The 536-nt window shown below is 43.5% G+C and carries 1 pseudogene; it reads left to right on the forward strand.

Annotated features, from left to right (window positions below):
* Positions 1–536: pseudogene (locus LFYK43_RS12240) on the forward strand (reverse transcriptase domain-containing protein); the annotation flags it as partial.

The raw sequence follows: 536 nt of genomic DNA on the forward strand, positions 1-536 counted from the left end.
ACAATGTGAACCATGACCTGCTGATTAATTTTCTTGGAAACTACATCTGCGAGCCATGGGTTTTGCATCTGATTCGTAAATTCTTAACGAGTGGTGTGATGAATGGTTAGCTTTTTGAAAAGTCCGCCAAGGGTACGCCACAGGGTGGAAACATCTCTCCTTTGTTGGCAAATATTTACTTGAATGAACTGGACAAAGAATTGACTAAAAGAGGACATAAATTTGTACGCTATGCGGACGACTGTAATATCTATGTCAAAAGCAGGCGGGCAGGTGAACGGGTTCTGAAAAGCATCACCCAGTTCTTAGAAAAGAAACTCAAGGTCGAAGTGAATACAGAGAAGACACAAGTCGGCTCTCCCTTAAGGCTGAAGTTTCTGGGCTTTTCTCTGAGTGTGGGGCGCAATGGCGCCTATCCGCTCCCTCATCAAAAGGCCAAGCAAAGAATTAAACAAGAACTGAAAAGAATCACCAAGAGAAATCGAGGCGTCAGTCTTGATAAGATCTTGCAAGAAATCAAGCAGAAAATGCAGGGC

Origin of the sequence: Ligilactobacillus salitolerans (genome assembly GCF_003864415.1) — a bacterium.
GTDB classification, from domain to species: Bacteria; Bacillota; Bacilli; order Lactobacillales; family Lactobacillaceae; genus Ligilactobacillus; species Ligilactobacillus salitolerans.